Consider the following 13,173-nt stretch of genomic DNA (forward strand, 5'->3'; position numbering starts at 1 on the left):
AACTCAAGAGAAAGGTGCCGCATGACCGCCGAACAGCCTCGCAAACGCGCATTGCGCGCCCGCCGCGCCGCATGCCGCCGTCGACCGCTCGTCCGGCAGGCCCTCCCTCGCGCACGGCGCGAACGCCCGATATTCAATCGGCAGCGCAGCCGCCGGACAGCCGTGCGCCTATGCGCTTTTGCGACGGCGCTGCTGATCGCGGGCGCGGTATCGTTTTCCCTGCTGACCTCTTCGCGCGCAGCCGCCGACGTCCACTCCGAAGAGCGGGCCGCGCAGGACGTGGCCGCCTTGCAAGCAGACCCCTCCCCGATGCCGAGGGCCGCATCGTTCGACGTGCCCGCGCTCCAGCAGAACCCCGAGCTTCCCACCGGCTGCGAGTCGGTTGCACTGACGAACGCGCTGCTGTCGCTTGGGTTCGAACTCGACAAAACCGAGATCGCCGATGCATGGCTGCCCCGTAGCGACAGCGACTTCGTAACCGCATTCGTGGGCGATCCGCATGCAACCGACGGTCACAGCTGCATGGCCCCAGCCATCGTCCAGACCGCAAACGCTTACCTCTCCGCCCAGGGATCCCCCTTGGGGGCATTCGACCTTACCGGATCGACCATCGAAGGGGTGCTCGACGAAGTTGCCGCCGGAAATCCCGTCATCGTCTGGTGCACGATAGGGCTTGAAAGCCCGGGCGACGCCTATCGGGTCGAACAGGCGAACGGCCGCGTCTATCGACTCTATCCGAACAGCCACTGCGTTGTAGTGAGCGGCTACGATCTGCATGAGGGCACGGCGCTGATCAGCGACTCGCTCGTCGGGAAAACGAAGTGCAGCTTGCAGCAGCTGACCGCACGCTACTACGAGCTAGGCGCCCAAGCCGTAGTCATCAAGTAGCAGAATCGCGCCGCCTTGCCTTCCCCTTCGCACGCCGCGAACGGCGTTCGACGCTACAAGCGAGCCGCATCCTCCTTGCGCCCCGCGCGCAGCTTCGCGATCTCCTCCGCGTAGCCGGCAAGGTCGGGGTTGGGAGTTTCCAGGTAAAACGGAAGATCGCGCAGCAGCGGATGGTTCGTGACAGCCGAAAGCGCCTCGAAGCCGATCCGTCCCTCGCCAATGCGCGCGTGACGGTCCTTGTGCGAACCGCACGGGTTCAAGCTGTCGTTCAGATGGATGGCGCGCAGGCGATCGAGTCCGACGAACCGATCGAACTCCTCCAGAACCCCGTCCAGGTTGTCGGCAATGTCGTACCCCGCATCCCACACGTGGCAGGTGTCCAGGCATACGCCCACATGGTCTTGCAGCTCGATCTGCGCGATAATGGCAGCCAGCTCCTCGAACGTACCGCCGACTTCGCTGCCCTTGCCCGCCATCGTTTCAAGCAGAAGCGTAGTGGTCTGGTGCGGCAGCAGTGACTGGTTGAGCGCGTCGGCTATCTTGTTGACAGCAACCTCTACGGGCTGGCCTACCGCACTGCCAGGGTGCATGTTGTACAGCTGACCGGGCGTTTCCTCCATGCGAACCAGGTCCTCGGCCAATACCATACGCGCGAAGTCCTGCGTCTGCTGCTTGTCGGATGCCGGATTCAAGGTATAGGGAGCATGCGCCAGTATGCGCACGATGCCGCGTTCGCCCGCATAGGCGGCATAAGCCGCAACGTCCTTCGGGTCGATGGCCTTCGCCTTGCCGCCGCGCGGATTGCGCGTGAAGAACTGGAACGTGTTGGCATCGATGGACACGGCCGATTCGGCCATGTTGAGGTAGCCCTTGGCGCTCGACAGATGACACCCGATGGTAAACATATATGATTCCTTCCAAGCAACAATTTCGAATGCCATGGTACCAGAAGCCGACGATCTTGCGGTACGCTCCGCAAGATCGCAACGAAACGGAAGCCTTGCCGAATACGGCGGCCTTGCCAAGCGCCGCGCTCCCGGATGCGTCCCAACCGAACGCATCCGGGAGCGCCGAGCGCGCTTGCAAATCGGGCCGGGAGCGCGTCGGCCGAGTCGGCACATCGGTCGAGCCCATCGAGGGCGCACGGCCCTCAACCTGCACAATTTTCACCGCAATGTTGCACGCCGATCAGTCTAATTCGACACCCTGCTCTCACGAACTGGGGAAACAAAACGCCAGCATGACGAAGAGCCGACAAAGAAGCCCATACAGGCCGAAATACGCAACATTCCTGTAAAAATCGCACAGGAAAGCACGAGCCGAGCCACCGCCACCGCTCGCATCCTCCGGTTGCGCAGCGAAAGCCTCCAAAGGGCGCCGACGCCCTGCGATCAGGCTACTGGATGACTCCCAGAACAAGCGCTCCCGCCACCAAAGCCGCGCACACCGCCAGCGCGGCTGCATCCCTTCCCGCAAAGGGGTACTCCTTGTATCCGCTGGCCACCGTGCGCAGGTTGAAGCCGCGCACCTCGGCCGCAATGGCGGAGCTGTTCGTCTTGCGCACCGACGACACCAGCAAAGGCACGCACAGCGGAACCATAAGGCGCACTTTCTTGACGATGCCCCCGGCGTCGAACTCCACGCCGCGCGCCGTCTGCGCCTCCATGATGCCCTTCATGTCGTTCATGAACACCGGAATGAAATGAATGGTCGAGGTGAACGTGAACGCATAGCGATACGGAACGCGCAGGACCTTCACCACCGCATTCGACAGATCGGTGAGCTTCGTTACGTACAGGACCAGGAACAAGGGAACCGCTGCGGCGATAAGCCGCACGATGGTGGTCAGCGCCGCCATCAGCCCGCCGGTTCCAACGTAGCCCCACGGCAGCGGCAGCACGACCGCGCCCGTCGACGTGGTGAGCACCTGGATAACGGCCAGGATAAGCGAGAAGAAAAACACCGCCTTGGCCAAGCCGAGCGCCGGGCGAAGCATGCCGCACGAAGCGGCTAACACCAGGTCAAATACAAGAACTGCAACCAAGAACACCAGGTTCCCCGTGCAGAAGCACGCCACCGACACCAAAAGCGCGCATGCCAGCTTCGCCACGGGGTTCATACGATGCAGAAAGCTGTCCCCCGGCACGAACTCCAAAAAACCGCCCATCATCGGCTCCCTTCCGCCGTCGCAGCGCCGATCGCGAGGTTTCCAGCAGCGCCCGCCAGCGCCACCACCGCGGCCTCCATCTCATCCAACGTGTTGGCGCGCGCCACGGCAACGGCAGCCAAGTCCTTGCGACGATCCGCCAAGTCCAAGGACACCGCCGTCACCTGGGGCGGCACGAGCGACGCCCGCTCAAGCGTGGCCCGGTTGCGCAGCACGTCGAACGTGGGGCCGTCGTCGACCACGCGCCCATCGCTCATCACGATCACGCGCTCGGCGTAATCGGCCACCACCTCCATGTCGTGGCACACCATGATCACCGTAGCGCCGCGTTCGTGCAGGTCGCGCACGGCTTCCATCACCTTCACGCACTCGCGATAGTCCAAGCCCGTCGTGGGCTCGTCCAAAACCAGCACCCGCGGCTTGAGCACGATCACCGACGCGAGCGCCAGCAGCTGGCGAGCGCCGCGATTCAGCAAGAACGGATCGTCGTCGGCATGAAAGCCGAACGCGTCCATCGCCTCGTCGACGCGCTCTTGCGCGGCAGGGCCGTCCTCCCCCAGCGCCTTGAAGCCGAACAGCAGCTCGTCGCGCACCGTTCCCGAACATATCTGACGGTCGGGGTTCTGGAACAGGAAGCCCACGGTACGCGCAAGCTGGCTGGTCTTGAGGTCCGTCGTGGGCGCGCCGTCGATGAGCACTTCTCCTGCATCGGGCTTCAGCAGCCCGTTCATCAGGCGCATCGTGGTCGACTTGCCCGCGCCGTTCGTTCCGGCAAACGCCACGAACTCGCCTTCTCGGATAGAAAAACTCACGCCCTTGAGAATAGGCAGCGTCTCATCGTACGACGCATGCACATTGCGAAACTCGATCATGCCGTCGCCTCCTTTTCAGCAACCGGTTCCGAATCCGTCCTTGGCAGCAGCTCGGCTAGCGCTGCGGCCGCTTGCTCCACGTTGCGGCAGAGCGCCCCGTCGTACAGGCCGTCTTTGCGCAGCCGATTCATAAGCGAGGTCGAACGCGGGCAGTTCACGCCTATGGCCAGCAGCTCGTCGCTGTGCTCGAGCACGTCGGCAGGCGGCGCGGCGAACCGCACGGATCCTTCGTCCATGATGACCAGCAGGTCGGCGTATTCGGACAGAAGCGCGATCTTCTGCTCGACCACCACCACGGTGGTGCCGTGCTCGGACGCATAGCGCGCCAACAGGTCGAACACGGCAAGGGAGCTGGCCGGATCCAACTCGGCCGTCGGCTCGTCCAAAACCAGCACGCGCGGCCTGAGCGCCAGAATGGAAGCGATGGCCACCTTCTGCTTCTGCCCGCCGGAAAGCGTGGAGATCACGCGATCGCGCAGAGACGAGATGCCCATCGCCCCAAGCGCCTCGGTCATGCGAATCTCGATCTGGTCGCGGGGAACGCCGAAATTCTCAAGCCCGTACAGCATTTCGTCTTCCACCACCGACGACACCATCTGACTGTCGATATCCTGGCACACGCTTCCCACCAGGCGCGATAGCTCGGTCAGGTCGGTGTCCACCGTATCCAGCCCGTCGATGAGCACTTCGCCGTAGAAGTCGCCGGGGTAGCAATGCGGAATGATGCCGTTCAGCGCGTACGTGAGCGTGGACTTGCCCGACCCCGCCGCGCCCGTAATGCCCACGAACGCACCGTCGGGGATGGTCAGGTTCACGTCGAGGACCGTGGGGGCGGTGCCCTCTCGATAGCGGAAACTGAAATTTCGTAGCTCTATCATGATGGGGATTCCTTTATCTTCTCAACCTGGATCCAGGCTATTTCTTCAGGACTTTTTGCAGGGGAAGGACCAGGATCTGCACGAGCACCGCGTTGAACGCCGCCGTACCGAACACCATGATCGCGTAGCTGGCCACGGCCACCACCAGATCGATGCCGTTCATGGCGGCCAGCAGCAGCACGAACGTGTAGCCCGACACCACCGTGGACACGAACGCCGCGACCGCGGTTCCCACGTTGAGGCGGCCCACCTTCATGGGAATGAGCACCAGCAACCCCATGGTCAGAGCGCCCAGCGCCTCGGAGGGGATGTTCAGCCAAGGCGTTGCGCTCAGCAGGGGAATCTGGCAGATAAGGCCCGCCAGCAACCCCACCACCAGCGCTTGCGAGGGCTTTGGCCGCGTAAGCGCGATGGCCAGGCAGTACATGGCAATGATGAAGTTGGGCTTCATGCCCGCGAACGTCAGCACGCTGCCCACCGTCAACTTCAGCACCGCGCCCGCCGCAAGCAGCACGGCGATCAGGATAAGATCCTGCGTCGTCAGGCCCGCCTTCTTCTTCGGAGCCGGCATTTCGCGCAACCGGCCCTTCGGCACCGCCGCTGCAACCGTTGCTCCCTGCTTCACATGCTGCTTCATCCCGCTTCCTTTCCTGATGCGCCGCGCACAAAAAAAGACCTGTCCTTTACGAATAAAGGACAGGTCTTCAACCTGCGGTGCCACCTTTATTGACCTCGGTTTCGAGGCCCTCTCATGAACATGCCATCACATGCTCTGCCTTTAACGCAGGCTCACGGTCCGGATACTCGGTCGGCCGAGCCGTTTGCGGCAAGCCTTCCTTTCCCCTTTCCCTCGGCGATCCATTTACCATCCAGCTTACTGCGGGAATCTCAGCTGCGCCCGCTCTCTGTGAGTGCTCATGATGGCTTGATCTTCGCCTCATCGGTTTCAAGGTATTCAGTTGTGGCGCAAACTATAGCATAACGTTAGAGAAAGGTGTCAAGCGGTTTTCGAAATCAGGGGAGAAACGAGATTGCGAACGTCGACATCGGCACGGCGAAACGGGGCGCTGTTGCACCGCTTCGTTTTCACACGAGAAATTGTCACAGACCCCGATTTGCGCCCGATTTCCAAAAACCCGCTTCCGAACCTTGGCGCCGCACGTCGGCGAGCGCACCGCGTCGACCACCTCCGCCTTTAGCGCCCGACGCGGCGCCGTCGCACGGCAAGCGCCAGAGCGCAGATCAGCCCCGCCGCCGAAAGCGCCACGACCGCCATCGCAGCAAGCGCCCCGTCTCCGGTGGACACGAGCGGATTCGGGTCGGGCTGCGCCTGCGGCGTCGTCGGCAGCGTCGGCTCGGAGCCACCGCCCGGCGCAGGACCAGGGCCGGGGCCAGGGCCAGGCTCGACGGCGACGAACCGAGCGATCAGAGACACATCGGCCGTCACAAGCTGCCGATGAACGGCCTCTTCGTCAACGAGTGCGCCGTCTTGGCCGTACCATCCGGCAAACGCGTAGCCCTCGTCGGGCACGGCCGTCCAAGTGACGGCATCGCCTAGAGCAACGTGTTCCACGCGCGCGGATGCGGCGGATCCCGCAGCTCCGCCCGCCGTGCGCGCCGCGGGCGCGGCCAATGCATCGTACGATACCTTCACCTTGCCGCCTTCGGCAGCTTGAGCGCTGGCCACGTGATCGTTCGGCATCAACTCCACTTCATCGGGCAAGCGGTACAGCGACGTGGTCGGCCGGCCATCCGGGCCCTCGCTTGCAGCCAACACGTAGTACTCGCCCCGGTAGAAGCATGCCGTGGCAACCGCCGCCGATCCGTCGCCCGGAGCCTTCACGCCAAGCGAGCGCCACGCACCGGTAGCCGCATCGACCGCATAGGTATCGCCCAGGCCGTCGGCCGACGCCCCTGTGAACACGATCGAATCTCCCGTTGCAGCTGCAGCCTGTCGCGCGTACCCTTCCAGCGCATCGAGTTCGTCGGAACCGAACCTCGGCGCATCTGCGCCCGGCTCCACAATGCCGAACGTTTCACCGTCGAACGTTCCCAGGGCCATCGCGTAGCCGTCCCCCTCCGGAACGAAGCCGACGAAGCGCACCTGGTCCCCTATCGCAACAAGCGGCGCCGTGCGCCCGGACGCAAGCGAGCCGAACATCCCTGCAGGATTGGCCGCGGCGATGTCGACAACTCCCCCGTCGCCCGTTGCGGGGTCGTACTCTACGACATGTCGTTGCATCCGGGAATTAACGCTAACGTAGATGAGACCGTCGCACGAGGCCAAGCCAACCGGCGCAAAATGCCTGCCGGCGCCACCGGGATCCGACGATAGGAAATCGACCACCTCGTCGCTCCAGGCGTCGGCTGCTATATCGTAGGAAACCATGCCCAAGAACAGCACATACGGCTTTTCGGGGTCGCCCGTTTCCCCATCGTGGAGCACCGTGAGGTACAGCTTTCCATCGGCGTAGGCGGCAGCGCCGTTTGCACGGAAGTACGACCCGTCAAACCCCGCTCCGCTCGGCGGCGCGCACGCCGTCCACCCGTCCGCGCTATCGGGATCGTACGAGTACAGGTAACGCCCCTTTGAGTCGAGGCAGAACAGCCGGTCGGACGCAGCAATCAACAAGCCCGAGTCGAACCCGGCCTCGCCGGGAATCCCCGGGTCGGGCAAGTCGGCCACTCGCTCGAAGGAAAGGCGCTGCTCGGCTTTCGGGAACGTATAGACGGCCTGATGCTTGGCCGCGCCATCCCCCACCACCACGCTGTGCCGGGCGCCGTCGAGCAGCGATGCGTCGCGAACGACCACGTGCGAGCCGTCGGCGGATGCCTCCCAACGGTCTCCATCCACGGCAACACCGTCGATGGCAAGCTGCGTGGCCCGGTCAAGGGCATACCCCTCTATCACCAGCGCTGGCGAACCTTGTGCGTCAACCCCCTCGCGGGCGTCCCACGTGTTCGGGTTCACGGCATCCCCGTTCGCCACCGACAGATCGAGCGTGCCGTTCGAAGCCGTCTGCTTGACCTGGTCGCTTGCTAGATTGCTCGCCTTCGTGCCGCCGACGATGCGACCACGCAGGTCGAGCGCCGAATCCTCAGGATGAAGCGACGCCAGCAAGCCGATGGCCCCCGCCACGAGCGGACACGCCATGGACGTGCCGGAGCGATAGTCGTATGCCTGATCGTCGACAACGAACCCCATGCCGAAATCGGTGACGGTAAGGGAAGTCGATCCTTCACCTGAAGTATCCGTGAGCAAGAGCAGGTCGACGCCCACGCGCACCGTGTCCTGATCCTTGATGCGGTTGAACGACTCTTCATCCGTGAAACGCGCGTACCCCAGGCTCTGATTGTCGAACGAGCCATAGGATGCCTCGCCACTGGTCAGGGCGTTGCCGCGTTCGTCGATCACGGAGGCCGCGGCGAAAACCATCGGCTCCCCGTCTCCACCCCCCGCAAAAGCCGAAAGCCCCGGCAGGGCGGACACGCGCACCTCCCGGGCCCTTTCCCAAGACATGTCGCGGAAGGGATTGGCAATGCGCCAGGTGACAGCGGCTCCCTCGTACTTGGTCATGCCGTCGACGGTGATTTTGAGCGCACGTCTTCCATCGAGGCCCGAGCCCGTCGACGCCGAAAGCCTGCTCTGATCAGCTGCGGGCATCCTGTCTTGGCCGTAAAGGACAAGGTGGGCGCCGCTATCAGCCTGCGCGAAGTCGGTCATGTTGTGGTAGTAAAGAGACCGCACGCCCGCAGCGCCGTCCGCCTTGTCCTGCAGCTTCGCCGCAGCAGGCAGGAACGATTGCGCGCCCCGAGCAACCGTTGAGAGGATGACCGAGCCAGGAGCCGCCACGTCCACGATGGATTTGTTGTAGTTGGTGTATGTCGCGTACTTCCCCTGCGGCAGCGTTGCCGCAACCGAAAGGATATACGGACTGCCAGACAAACCGTACGTTATGCGGTTGTTGTCCACCGACCCCGCATCGACGTCGTTGTTACCGGCAGCAAACACGGTAAGCACTCCCGCGCGACCGGCCTGGTTCATGGCGTACTCCGTCACCGGCGAGATAGCGCCACTCCATGAGTTGTTGGCAGCCACCACATTCTGGCCTGCCAGCTTCGCATGCAGCAGGTACTCGTACGCGGCCAGCACAGAGCTGTCGTAGGTGTTACCGCCAGTAGAAGCCCCGTTCGTCCTGAGCGCCATGATCTTCGTCTTCGGCGAGACGCCTGCAATCCCGGTCTCATTATCGCTGGTCGCCGCCACGATGCCAGCACAATGCGTGCCGTGGGACTCTTCGAAGCTGTTATTTTCCGGAAGCGGCTCGTCGTCGCCATCGATGAAGTCGAAGCCGTGCGTGCCCGCGCGGCCCGGTACACCGGGAATATCACCGGGGTTCTCCCACATCGCACCACGCAGGTCCTCGTTGCCGTAATCGACGCCGCTGTCGAGTACGGCAACGATGTTCTCCACCCCTTGCGTTGCCTGCGCGCGCACCGAGGAAAACGATACGTCTGAATTTGCCGCGATCCCGGAATCGGAAACTATGTCGTTATCGAGCGCCCACTGCAAAGCGGACAGCGGATCGTTCGTCGTGCTCGCTTGCGTCCCCTCGTTCACCGAAAGCACCTCGGTACCTGCAACGACCGGCTGCTCGGAAGCATGCGTTTCGCCAACCGGCGCAACCGGGGGAATGCTCGGCAAGCCCGCTTCGTATCCGTCGGGCTCCACGGCCCCGATGCTCTCGTGCACGTAGTTCGGCGCCGCCGCCAGCACGCCGTCCATCGCCCGCAGCTCTTCGAGCAACGCAGCCGTGGTTGCACCCGGCTTCGTCACGCGCGCCACCACGGCGGCATCGTCCTGGTCGGCGCCTTCTCCCGTGCTCTCGTCAAGCGAGAACGTGCTCACGGCCGCAGCCGCGCCGGCTCCGGAAAAATCCCACGACTCGGCAACCGAGAAGCCCGCAGAGGCAAGCGGGTCGGCCGCGTCGAGCGAGCGGGAGCGCGCAGGCCCCTCGTCGGCGCGGTACACCACAAGCGCCTCGCCTTCGCGGTACGCGCCGGCATTCAGCAGCTCCTCAACAGAAGCGGCGGCAGGTTCGCCCCTTTGCTCTTCGGCAGCAGCGGAAGCGGGCGCGAGGGGCACAAGCCCCAACACCAGCACCAGCGCGCACAATGCGGCGGCGAGTCGGTCGAACAGCGTGCGGGCGGAGCGAGCATGCATGAGGCGCCTCTTTTCGAAACGTGATCGATCGCGCGCGACAACACGTCGCGCATCGCATCGTTTCAGTATACCGAGCGAATGCGACAAGGAGCGTCAGGTTTCCGCTCAAGCGACGCCTCAAGACGATGCGGCGTCCCCTGCCAGCAGGTAGTTCGCAATCATACGGCGCGTGTCGACGGCGGAAGGCTCGTCGTCGCCGCGCACATGCAGGATCGCGCGCGTGCGCGCAAGACTGATCGCAGTCGACGAGGCGACCAGCGCCTCTTCCTCGATCGGGCGGCTTCCGAGCATGCGCCGTTCGGGATGTTCCACCAGCAAAAGGCGCAGCGCCTGCGCGGTGGAGTGCTGAACAGCCAGGATGTCGCGCTGCCCCTGGAAGAACAGCTGGGGCATCAGGCACAATGCCTCTCGGCGCAGCTCCATGACCGATTCGTCCGCCCCCGACGACAGCCGCGCCCCCACCACGTCCACCAGCACGTCGAGGTAGCAGGTCTGCGCGTGCTCTTCAAGGATCTCCACGATTCGCGTTTCATCGGGAAACGCGTCCATCCACCCCATGACGGCGGAAGCTTTGGACGAAAAGTAGTTGAAGAACGTCTTTTTCGATATCTCGGCACGAGCGCAGATATCCTCCACGGTCACGCCGTCGAACCCATGCTCGATAACCAGCTCCAACGCCGCGCGCTCCACCGCGAGGCGCGCTTTGAGTTTCTTGCGGTACCGTAAACCTTCCGATGCTGCTCCATCCACGACGGACGCAACCTCCCATCACCAACGATGTGCCGTTTCCGTGCAGGGTACCACAACTTTGCCGCTAGGCACTTTTCATCTACCGAATGAATATTTATACTGAGTGTAAATCGGTTCCACGACGCGCAAAAGGCGTCTGCGAGGCCGGGTCGCGCACCCGTTTCGCAGGCGCCTTCGTGCGCGAAGCGGAGCGCATGCATCGTACGCAAGGGAAGCACATCGGAAGGAATCAGCTTATGGGTCTATCGCGCAAGCAAATCGCTATGCTGGCCGTATTGGTGTTCGGCACGTTCGTCACGGTTTTGAACCAGACGGTCGTAGCCCCGGCCCTACCATCGGTCATGGCGGAAATGAACGTGGGCGCGGCAACAGCGCAATGGCTTACTACCGGATTCACCCTGGTCAACGCCATTATGATTCCCATTACGGCGTTTCTGACCGACCGGTTCACCACCCGTCGCCTGTTCCTTGTGTCCATGGTCATCTTCGCCGCAGGCAGCGCGCTTGCAGGATGGGGACCCAACTTTCTGGTACTGCTGCTGGGCCGCTTAGTGCAAGCGGCGGGCGCAGGCATCCTCATGCCCCTGGTCATGACCGTGCTCATGTGGACGTTCCCCATCGAGAAGCGCGGAACGGCCATGGGCCTGTTCGGCATCGTGATCGCGTTCGGCCCGGCCATCGGCCCCACCGCTGCCGGCGTCATCATCGACCGCTACACCTGGCACGACATGTTCTACATCATCACCGCGCTTTCGGTTTTGGTGACTGCGATCGCCGCCTTCGTGCTGCAGAAGGGCGGGGACACGAACAAGAACGTGACCCTCGACGTCCCCTCCGTCATCCTGTCGAGCATCGGCTTCGGCGCCCTGCTTTACGGGCTGTCCGCCATCGGGTCGTACGGCGTGAGCGCAAGCGCGGTCATCGGCACTTTGGCAGGCGTTGCGGCGCTCGTGCTGTTCTTCCGCCGCCAGCTGAAGATGGAGCATCCCATGCTGCAGGTTCGCGTGCTGGCCAATCGCAAGTTCCTGGTGGCAACCGTCATCGGGATGCTGGTGCAGGGAGCGCTTCTGGCCGCTGGCATCCTGGTGCCCATCTACTTGCAATCGCTCATGGGCTACTCCGCCACGGTGTCCGGCCTGGTGCTGCTGCCCGGCGCCATCATCATGGGAGCCATGGGCCCTATTGCCGGGCGGCTTTTCGACAAGCACGGGCCGCGCGCGTTGAGCCTGGTGGGCATGGGCATGCTGACGGCTACCTCGTTCTGCTTCGTGTTCTTGGGCCCGGACATGGGCATCATCACGCTTACGCTTATATATACCGTGCGCATGTTCTCGCTGTCGCTGGTGAACATGCCCATCACCACATGGGGCATGAACGCGCTTGACAACGATCTGGTGAACCACGGCACCTCCGTGAACAACACGCTGCGCCAGGTGGCAGGGTCGCTTGGCACCGCCATCATCATTTCGACGTCTACCATAGCCACGAACATGAGCGCGCCCAACATGGGACAGCCCGCGGCCAGCTTCTTCGGCATTGACATGGCGTTCGCCGTAGCCAGCCTCATGTGCTTGGCAGGGTTTGTCATGGTAGTGTTCCTGGTAAAGAACAAGCCTGGAGAAACCGCAGCTCAGGACAAAGGAAACGTACGCCGGACGGTGCTTGAGTCCATCATGAAGCGCGAGGTGTACACACTGCCCGAAACCGCCACGGTAGCCGAGGCCATGCAGCTGCTTGTGGACAAGCACATCAGCGCCGTGCCCCTGGTGGACGAACGCGGGAAAGCGGTCGGGTTCATATCGGACGGCGACATCATGAGGTTCCTGTCGAAGCGCAGCGCCATGGTCATGGATCCCGTGGTCATGATCATCCAGACCATCCGCTCGGATTCGGACGACTTCAAGAAGAAACTCGACGACCTTATGTCGATGTCCGCTCGAAGCATCGGCGCGAAGGGCATCATCGGCGTGGACGCCCACGACAACTTGACCGAGGTTTGCCGCGTTCTAGGCGAGAACCACCTGAAGAAAGTGCCCGTGCTAGACGACGGGCATGTGGTCGGCGTCATCAACCGATCCGACATCACGCAGCACACCATGGGCATGTATTTGGCCGAACGCGGAGAAGAAGCCGCGAAACAAGAGCAAACTGACCGGATGATCTAGCTTTTGAGATAAGGAAGCGAAAGCCATTGTCGATCCAAAAACACGTTTTCTGGCGCTAAAACGTGTTTTTGGATCGACAATGGCCCCGCCGTTGCAATCGCAATCGCAACGGCATCGTTCGCTCTATGGCGTTTGCGCAAACGCCATAGAGCCCGCAAGATAACGCAAATACTTACAGTGCCATCATCGCTCCAACCCCTTCGTGCTACCATGAAACGATCAGCGCATC

9 protein-coding genes are annotated in these 13,173 nt (G+C 62.9%); 2 read left to right on the plus strand and 7 right to left on the minus strand.

Annotation, left to right across the window (positions count from 1 at the left end):
• Positions 1-21 precede the first annotated feature (21 nt).
• Complete coding sequence (locus tag ACTQZK_RS03200; protein WP_441898443.1) at positions 22-888, plus strand: C39 family peptidase; 867 nt, start codon at positions 22-24, stop codon at positions 886-888.
• Between the two features lie 53 nt (positions 889-941).
• On the opposite strand, the gene ACTQZK_RS03205 is transcribed toward ACTQZK_RS03200, so the two are convergent.
• The 7 genes from ACTQZK_RS03205 to ACTQZK_RS03235 form a co-directional block, all read right to left on the minus strand.
• On the minus strand, positions 942-1,793 hold the full coding sequence (locus ACTQZK_RS03205) for a deoxyribonuclease IV (protein ID WP_441898445.1): 852 nt from the start codon (positions 1,791-1,793) through the stop codon (positions 942-944).
• A 491-nt stretch (positions 1,794-2,284) separates the two neighbouring features.
• A complete protein-coding gene (locus ACTQZK_RS03210; RefSeq protein WP_258552657.1) occupies positions 2,285-3,058 on the minus strand; it encodes an energy-coupling factor transporter transmembrane component T family protein in 774 nt (257 codons plus the stop codon).
• A complete protein-coding gene (locus tag ACTQZK_RS03215; protein ID WP_225748705.1) occupies positions 3,055-3,927 on the minus strand; it encodes an energy-coupling factor ABC transporter ATP-binding protein in 873 nt (290 codons plus the stop codon). Before ACTQZK_RS03215 ends, ACTQZK_RS03210 begins: the two co-directional genes overlap by 4 nt.
• A complete protein-coding gene (locus ACTQZK_RS03220; protein WP_441898448.1) occupies positions 3,924-4,805 on the minus strand; it encodes an energy-coupling factor ABC transporter ATP-binding protein in 882 nt (293 codons plus the stop codon). The genes ACTQZK_RS03215 and ACTQZK_RS03220 overlap by 4 nt, the downstream gene beginning before the upstream one ends.
• 37 nt (positions 4,806-4,842) lie before the next feature.
• Positions 4,843-5,442 carry a hypothetical protein gene (locus ACTQZK_RS03225; protein WP_225748703.1) on the minus strand — a complete coding sequence of 200 codons (600 nt, stop codon included), beginning with the start codon at positions 5,440-5,442 and terminating at the stop codon, positions 4,843-4,845.
• Between the two features lie 558 nt (positions 5,443-6,000).
• On the minus strand, positions 6,001-10,029 hold the full coding sequence (locus ACTQZK_RS03230) for a S8 family serine peptidase (protein ID WP_441898450.1): 4,029 nt from the start codon (positions 10,027-10,029) through the stop codon (positions 6,001-6,003).
• 117 nt (positions 10,030-10,146) lie between these two features.
• Entirely contained in the window at positions 10,147-10,779 is a 633-nt protein-coding gene (locus ACTQZK_RS03235) for a TetR family transcriptional regulator (RefSeq protein WP_441898452.1), read from the minus strand.
• Between the two features lie 236 nt (positions 10,780-11,015).
• Between ACTQZK_RS03235 and ACTQZK_RS03240 the strand changes: the two genes are divergently transcribed.
• Positions 11,016-12,944, plus strand: a complete 1,929-nt coding sequence (locus ACTQZK_RS03240) for an MDR family MFS transporter (RefSeq protein WP_225748700.1) — start codon at positions 11,016-11,018, stop codon at positions 12,942-12,944.
• Positions 12,945-13,173 lie beyond the last annotated feature (229 nt).

The sequence above is a fragment of the Paraeggerthella sp. LCP19S3_G8 genome (assembly GCF_052119225.1).
GTDB lineage: Bacteria > Actinomycetota > Coriobacteriia > Coriobacteriales > Eggerthellaceae > Paraeggerthella > Paraeggerthella hominis.

Coding starts and splice junctions, on each gene's coding strand:
- ACTQZK_RS03200 (WP_441898443.1), top strand. CDS start 22: ATGACCGCCGAACAGCCTCGCAAACGCGCATTGCGCGCCCGCCGCGCC.
- ACTQZK_RS03205 (WP_441898445.1), bottom strand. CDS start 1,793: ATGTTTACCATCGGGTGTCATCTGTCGAGCGCCAAGGGCTACCTCAAC.
- ACTQZK_RS03210 (WP_258552657.1), bottom strand. CDS start 3,058: ATGATGGGCGGTTTTTTGGAGTTCGTGCCGGGGGACAGCTTTCTGCAT.
- ACTQZK_RS03215 (WP_225748705.1), bottom strand. CDS start 3,927: ATGATCGAGTTTCGCAATGTGCATGCGTCGTACGATGAGACGCTGCCT.
- ACTQZK_RS03220 (WP_441898448.1), bottom strand. CDS start 4,805: ATGATAGAGCTACGAAATTTCAGTTTCCGCTATCGAGAGGGCACCGCC.
- ACTQZK_RS03225 (WP_225748703.1), bottom strand. CDS start 5,442: ATGAAGCAGCATGTGAAGCAGGGAGCAACGGTTGCAGCGGCGGTGCCG.
- ACTQZK_RS03230 (WP_441898450.1), bottom strand. CDS start 10,029: ATGCATGCTCGCTCCGCCCGCACGCTGTTCGACCGACTCGCCGCCGCA.
- ACTQZK_RS03240 (WP_225748700.1), top strand. CDS start 11,016: ATGGGTCTATCGCGCAAGCAAATCGCTATGCTGGCCGTATTGGTGTTC.